Origin of the sequence: Gluconobacter sp. Dm-62 (genome assembly GCF_018256155.1) — a bacterium.
Classification (GTDB): domain Bacteria; phylum Pseudomonadota; class Alphaproteobacteria; order Acetobacterales; family Acetobacteraceae; genus Gluconobacter.
Genome location: NZ_JAERLY010000039.1, coordinates 1 through 6,201, shown reverse-complemented (window position 1 = coordinate 6,201; position 6,201 = coordinate 1). Strand labels below are relative to the sequence as shown.

The following is a 6,201-nucleotide window of genomic DNA, read 5'->3' as shown; positions in this document are numbered from 1 at the left end:
CTCAAACGCACTTTCAAAAAGCTCAAGACGAAGAAGCTCTTGGAAAAACGATCCCTTAATCTCGGCCCGACTTGGCCCTGAATGGCCCGAGACGGCCTCAGTCAGCCCGAAACTTTGAAAACTTTCTCTTGAGGCCATTCAAGGCCAAGTCGGGCCGTCTCGGACAAAACATTAACAGGCAAGATGTGTCACCCTAGCTAGGGTGACAGCCTTACTCGCATTTCATGCTCGACCGGATATAAGCTCAGTCTTGAGATGTAAGAGGATCTATGGCCGAGCAAACAGAAAATCTGACCTATCGTCAGTTAGCTGACCGGCTTGGACTTTCCCTTGAAGCTGCACGCGCACGCGTTCGTCGCGGCGGCTGGCTCAAGATCACGGACAATCATGGCATTGTCCGTGTTTCTGTTCCCGTCTTGGTCCTGAACAAGCCCCCTGAACGGACTGAACACGTAGCCCCGGACGTTCAGGATGAACGTACCCCCGAACACAATGGGATGTTCACCCCGGACAATACGGCTCTGTTCACCCTGCGGGACATGATGTCTCTTCTCCAAACTGAACTGAACGAGAAACGCCAAGAAGTCTCAGGTTACCGCGAAGAAAACGCCGTTCTTAAGGAGCAAAATGCCCAACTCAGAGAGACGCTGGCACGAATAGAAGGTGAACGCGTACACCCTACGTACACCCCGGACGTTCACCCTGTACAAAGGCCAGTGTTTACCCTGAACGTACCTCCTGAACAGAATCGGTCGTACGGGGGGTACGCTCGCCGTCGCTGGTGGTGGCCATTCGGCTAGGGATCACAGGAACCGGTGTCCGGCATGAGTCTTCAGCAGCGAGGCGCGCCGGACATAGCTCCGCAGCACGTCGAGGCTCTGATGCCGCGAGGTCTCGGCGATCAACAGTGCATCGGCGCCGGCCTCTGCCCCTGAAGTGATGAAGCCCGCCCGCAGCGAATGCCCCGAAAACCGCTCCGGATCGAGCCCTACGGCCTCGGCGGCGGCCTTGATGATCCGGGCCACCGAGCGATCTGACAGCGACCCGCCGATCCGGCCATGCCGGTCTACGGACCGGAACAGCCGACCGGACGTGATCCCGGCCGCCTCGCACCAGGCCGCGAGATGATCCAGCGCCCGGATGGTGGAGCCGTTCAGAATTCCGATCGTCTGACCCGCCCCGTCCGGATCGGTCTTGCTGCGCCGGAGCGTCAAGAGCGCGCCGCCCTCCTGCGGCACGAGATCCCCGATGTCCAGCGTCACCAGTTCAGAGCGTCGCAAGGCTCCGGCAAAGCCCAGAGCCAGAAGTGCCCGGTTGCGCCAACCGATCAGGGTATCCGGCTGGACGTCGAGCATCCGGCGCAGGAGGTCCACGGTTGCAGGGGCTTTACGGGTTGGGGCGGTCCCAAGCGTCCGCCGCATGCCCCGGAGCGCGTCCTGGACGACGCGGGAGCGGCTGAAGCTCTCGAACCCGGCCAGCTCATGCGCACAGGATACGGCGGCCACCCCACGGGACAGCGTCGCAGCTTTGCGGCCCTGCTCCAAACGTGACGCGATCCAGGCGGCGACAGTTTCGGGTCGAGCGGGCAAGGCCGTGACGCCCTGGGCGCTGCACCAAGTTACGAAAGAGCCCCAGTCGGTGCGATAGGCGCGCAATGTCTCGGGAGAGCGGGCGGCTAGAACCAGATGGTCAGAAGCTCCCTGAAGAGCCGGTGGGATCGTCTCGACGGAAAGCGGTTGTAAGGTCACGGGCCTTTCAGGCCAGACCGAGAAACAGCGCCAGGGCGCGATTAACAGAGAGCATGACGGTATCGCTGGCGATCCCGAAAGTGGGGCCAATCTTGTCTCGGGAGACCGTGCTGGGCTTGTCGATCATCACCTGGGACGGTTTGCGCAGCCCGTTCCGCTCGTCCGGGGCTACCGACAGGCGGAGCAAGGGCGCGTCTATGAGGGTGCTGGTGACAGGGAGAATGGTCACGGAGGCGGTCGTTTCGAAGCGGTCCGCCTGGACGATCAGAGCGGGACGGGGTTTGCCCAGATCCCCCTGGAGAGCAACGGTCACGAAGTCTCCTCGATTCATGCGTCCCATCCGTCGAGATCGCTGGACGCGGTCTCGAGAAAGGACATCAGTGCAGGATCGTGCCGCTCGGCCTCGGCCACCAGACGCGCCTGGCGCTGGCATTCTGCATCAAATCCCGGGGTTCGCGTATCGGGCACCCAGATCTGGACGGGGCGCAGCCCGGCCTTGCGCAGGGTGTCGCGACGCTTCTGGACGCGGATGGCAACAGGGGTCATGGCTTCTCTCCTTCCGTTACATGTAACATAAGAAGATACGGATTTCTATGCAAACTGTTGGAGGGCTTGTGCCAATCTTACGGCTGGAAATTCTTGGACCAGTTATCAAACCGGTCATCTGCCAGCGTTGGTATTACCGAGGTAATACGATTGGGGCGCAGAAAACTGCCAAAAATGGAGGATACGTATTACCTGGGTAATACGCTCAAAGGGCCAAATTTCTAAAAAATCGTTCTTTTTCAAATACTTGTCAGTCCACCGGACTGCGTATTGTGTATAGTCCAGATTAAGGGAAAACCCGGTTCTTCATTCCAGGAAAAAGCCCCTCATGCCCCGCCTTACGCCTTCAAAATCGTCCTGATCCTGGGAGCGAAGCGACCACACGCCATTTACACGGCAAACGCACGTCACACTCACTGCAAAAACACGTCATTTACGTCATTTACACGTCATGAACGCTTCAAGGAGACGTCAAACACGCGTCATTTTTCAGTTTGGTGGAGATGATGGGTCTGGTGCGCTCGAGTGGGTCTGAGACCCACATTCTGGTGTCTGAGAATGCCCATTCTCAGACACCAGGGAGGCTTGAAATCCTCGCAACGTTAAACAGGAAGCGAAGGGGAAAAGGCGTTGGCTCTCCAAAAACAGCGTGTAGCACACAATAAAATCCTATCTACTAAAATTAGTAGATTTACAAAAACTAGTAGATTTTATATGTGCTTTTTATCAGCTTTTAAGGAGTGGTTTTTATGCCTCAGGAAACGGATTTCCCGGACCAAATTTCTCACAAACCAGTCTATGTAGTTCCTTATTTTGATCTTGATCCTTGGTATGCAGGAGATACCGACGCCCAGTTTATAACTCTTGGATGGTCACAATGGGATCAACACGAACTGTCGGCTAAAGTCGTACGTCACTCTGGTCAGAGATGGTCTCGCCAATCTGAGGAGCTTCCACTTCCACGCGTGATTGACCTCACGATCCTTACTGCTCTTGCTTACGGTCAGGGTGACGACATGGTGCAGATAAAAGAGGGCACGTTTGAGAACCAAACTGATGCCATAACAGTAGCGTATGGCTCTAAGCGTGACCGAACGGCTGCGACGAAATCAATGCACAATGATCCTCTTATGAAATCGCGGTTACGTGCGTTATTTGACGTTTTGAAACCTCTGAACGATCGTGGGCTAATCTAAGCGACCCTGCTTAGGGTGCTATGGCGTGAGCCAGATGCTGTGCGTCGGGTTATGGCTGCGTAAATTTCTGCACAAGCTTTCTATGCTTCCTTTTGGAAGTGGTTTTATTTTTAGTCTAATATATGCCGTAAAAATCTCTATTGAAGATTTCCAGATGTAATCAAGATCTATAACTTTGTATAAAAATTGCCCCTTATGAATAAAAGGGGCAATTTTACTTAGGCTTCGCGTCGGCTCGGCAAGCCTAATGACCAGCGGATCATATCCGCTAGGATCGGAAAGATATCATTATGCTTAGCACCAAACCGGATATAAGGACCTTGCTTCGAACCAATGTCCCGGTTGGCGGACCCGCTTTCATCTGGCAAATAACCTGCTAGACCCGCAAGACCAGCATCAAGTCGCTCACCCTCTGTCATTTCATAATAGTTCCACATGGGGTTATCATGTGAAAAATCGACATCTGGTAAATTATTGAGCATATTAATATACAGATCATCTGAATTTTCAGGGCGTCTATTATTAAAATTTAAATCGTATGTTAGTTTTGCTAGAGCTTTTAGAACAACAGGTTGAGCGGATACTGTTTTTTCTTTAGCTCTATGGCTACCAAAATGAGGTATTTCGACAATTTTCTCCCAAAGTTCCATGATTTTATTTTCTCTGGGCTCGATAATTGCTGGAGTTGCCCCTGAAATATTTCCTTTATTCAGAAATGCTATCGCATTTACGGCCACAAGATCTTTAAGAACAAGGGCGCCGCTGTCATCTGACCAATCTTTTGCTTCAGATTCAGTGACCGCAATACCCAAATCACCTGCAAGATTGCGTTTGATGAAGTGAGTAATCGGATTAGATCCATCGAATTGGAAAGCCAGCGATGAATCTACTTTCTTTCCAAGCCTATTAAGGTCATGGAAAAGTTGACGTTCTTGATCAATATTTAGTCCAAGATGCACCTCAACGGTTAAGGTTGCATAGGAACGGGCTGCATCATAGGCCTCATTCCAAACTTGCATTTCTTCTTCTGTAACTTGCCTTCCCTTTTCGGAAAATAAAGCGGTTCCTTTACTCGGATACTTTCCAGTCTGCCGAACCAAATCCAGGAAAGTCATCACCATATCAGTAGCGTGTCGACGATGCTGTCCATCGACTACCCATAGAGTATGACGCTCTGAAAGAAATACTTTGAAAGCGGCAGTTTCCCCGCCAACAGTTTCAAGGCGAAAGCCACGAATTCCACCAGGTCCGTTACCACCTAAGGGTACATTACGGATATTACAGACTAAAGGCTGTAGTGAGAAATACGGCTGCTCCCCTAAAAAGCGTAGTAGGGTGTCAAAAGCGGGAGGAATATCTTTTCCTGTTGCTTCACGACGTAGTTTCGCAGCAGATACTAGGCCTTTAACCATATATATGGCTAATTTTTTGGCGTGATTTTCGTCGAGTGCGCGCTGAGCAACGGGCCCCGCTTCGCGATTATTGGCTACACCAGAAATATCTGCGAACTTGCGGAAGGGAACCGACATTGTGAAGACGCGGTGTCCGAGATTATGCCCAATGAAGACGTTGAAAGGCGTCTCATTTACATCTCCGGCATCCGCCAGGATATCGAGCGTGTCTAGATCTTGTGGCCCACGGATAGGACTGGGAAGATCACCAAATTTTGGATACATTCTATTTTCCTTTTCTCAGTAAACCAGTTAGCGGGCATTTTGCGGTGAACCGCTCCTGGTGAAAAGGAATAAATCATCCAGGGACATTTTTGTCTATGATAAAAATGTCCCTGGATGATTAAAATTTCTATTTTAAACCTTCTCAGCATGACAGTGAGAGCATGTCTGAAAAAATTGTATGCTTTGACGTCCCCAGAAGAGGAACTGGTTGCACACCGCAAGTCCATGTCCTTGCTGGACAACATGCTTGCAACCAATCAATATGCTTTGAAACGAAGAAAGGGTCGGCCCTGGCAGGCTGACCCTTTCAAAATCTCGCTGTTGCGCGGCGAGCAGGTGAAGAAGCGACTAAGCCCGCTACGACACCCGATAGAAGGAATATAGCGTGAGCCGCTCAAAGGTTCAACGTTCTCCTTCTTGGGAAGTGCTTGCCGTCTGAAAAGGACGGACATGACCTCTTTCGCTTCCCAGATCTGGACCCTGACCCAAGCCCGTCAGATCACCGCCAGGACACATCTCGTCCTTCAGGCCCTCGCCAGTTTTGAAGGCCATCGCGGTCTCTTCCCATCCCATGAAAGCATTGCCGCCCGCGCCGGATGTAGCACCAGAACCGTCATTCGGGCGTTGGAAACGGCCTACAGTCTTGGCTTGGTGGAACGGACTCGCCAGCGTATGCGGCGCTCAGGACGTGTTGTGAATGGCCCCAACCGCTACCGGCTAATCCTGGTCTGTCTGGAACAGGCCAAGGCTGCCGCACTCTATGCGACACAGCGCCTCAAAGAGGCTCTTGCCCGCCGAAAACTCTATTTTTCTTCTAACTGCCAAAACGGCAGCGAAGCTCATTTTCAAAGAGATATTTTCTTTGAAAAGCCACGCTCCAAGAATGATTGGCTTGATCTCATTGCATCCTGGTCCCCGTCCCCTTCGACGAGTTGACGCCACCGAGCAAAAATTTCCCCTCAAACGCACTTTCAAAAAGCTCAAGACGAAGAAGCTCTTGGAAAAACGATCCCTTAATCTCGGCCCGACTTGGCC

7 protein-coding genes are annotated in these 6,201 nt (G+C 52.2%); 3 read left to right on the top strand and 4 right to left on the bottom strand.

Annotated features, from left to right (window positions below):
• Positions 1–269 precede the first annotated feature (269 nt).
• A complete protein-coding gene (locus JK202_RS15945) occupies positions 270–800 on the top strand; it encodes a cell division protein ZapB (RefSeq protein ID WP_211562463.1) in 531 nt (176 codons plus the stop codon).
• A 3-nt stretch (positions 801–803) separates the two neighbouring features.
• Here the strand turns inward: JK202_RS15945 and JK202_RS15940 are convergent, their stop codons facing one another.
• Genes JK202_RS15940 through JK202_RS15930 form a run of 3 tightly spaced genes read right to left on the bottom strand, consistent with a single transcriptional unit; the run spans position 804 to position 2,294 of the window.
• Positions 804–1,748, bottom strand: a complete 945-nt coding sequence (locus tag JK202_RS15940; RefSeq protein WP_211562462.1) for a site-specific integrase — start codon at positions 1,746–1,748, stop codon at positions 804–806.
• Positions 1,749–1,755: 7 nt separating this feature from the next.
• Positions 1,756–2,079, bottom strand: coding sequence for a type II toxin-antitoxin system PemK/MazF family toxin (locus JK202_RS15935; protein ID WP_211562461.1), 324 nt, complete (start codon positions 2,077–2,079; stop codon positions 1,756–1,758).
• Positions 2,076–2,294 (bottom strand): antitoxin MazE family protein, encoded by a 219-nt coding sequence (locus JK202_RS15930; RefSeq protein WP_211562459.1) that lies wholly within the window; start codon positions 2,292–2,294, stop codon positions 2,076–2,078. Before JK202_RS15930 ends, JK202_RS15935 begins: the two co-directional genes overlap by 4 nt.
• 749 nt (positions 2,295–3,043) lie before the next feature.
• Between JK202_RS15930 and JK202_RS15925 the strand changes: the two genes are divergently transcribed.
• Entirely contained in the window at positions 3,044–3,490 is a 447-nt protein-coding gene (locus tag JK202_RS15925) for a DUF6530 family protein (protein WP_211562457.1), read from the top strand.
• 218 nt (positions 3,491–3,708) lie between these two features.
• Here JK202_RS15925 and JK202_RS15920 read toward each other — a convergent pair whose 3' ends face one another.
• A complete protein-coding gene (locus tag JK202_RS15920) occupies positions 3,709–5,166 on the bottom strand; it encodes a DNA sulfur modification protein DndB (protein WP_211562455.1) in 1,458 nt (485 codons plus the stop codon).
• A 450-nt stretch (positions 5,167–5,616) separates the two neighbouring features.
• Here JK202_RS15920 and JK202_RS15915 point away from each other — a divergent pair, with 450 nt between their 5' ends.
• Complete coding sequence (locus JK202_RS15915; protein ID WP_211562453.1) at positions 5,617–6,102, top strand: helix-turn-helix domain-containing protein; 486 nt, start codon at positions 5,617–5,619, stop codon at positions 6,100–6,102.
• The last annotated feature ends 99 nt before the right edge of the window (positions 6,103–6,201 follow it).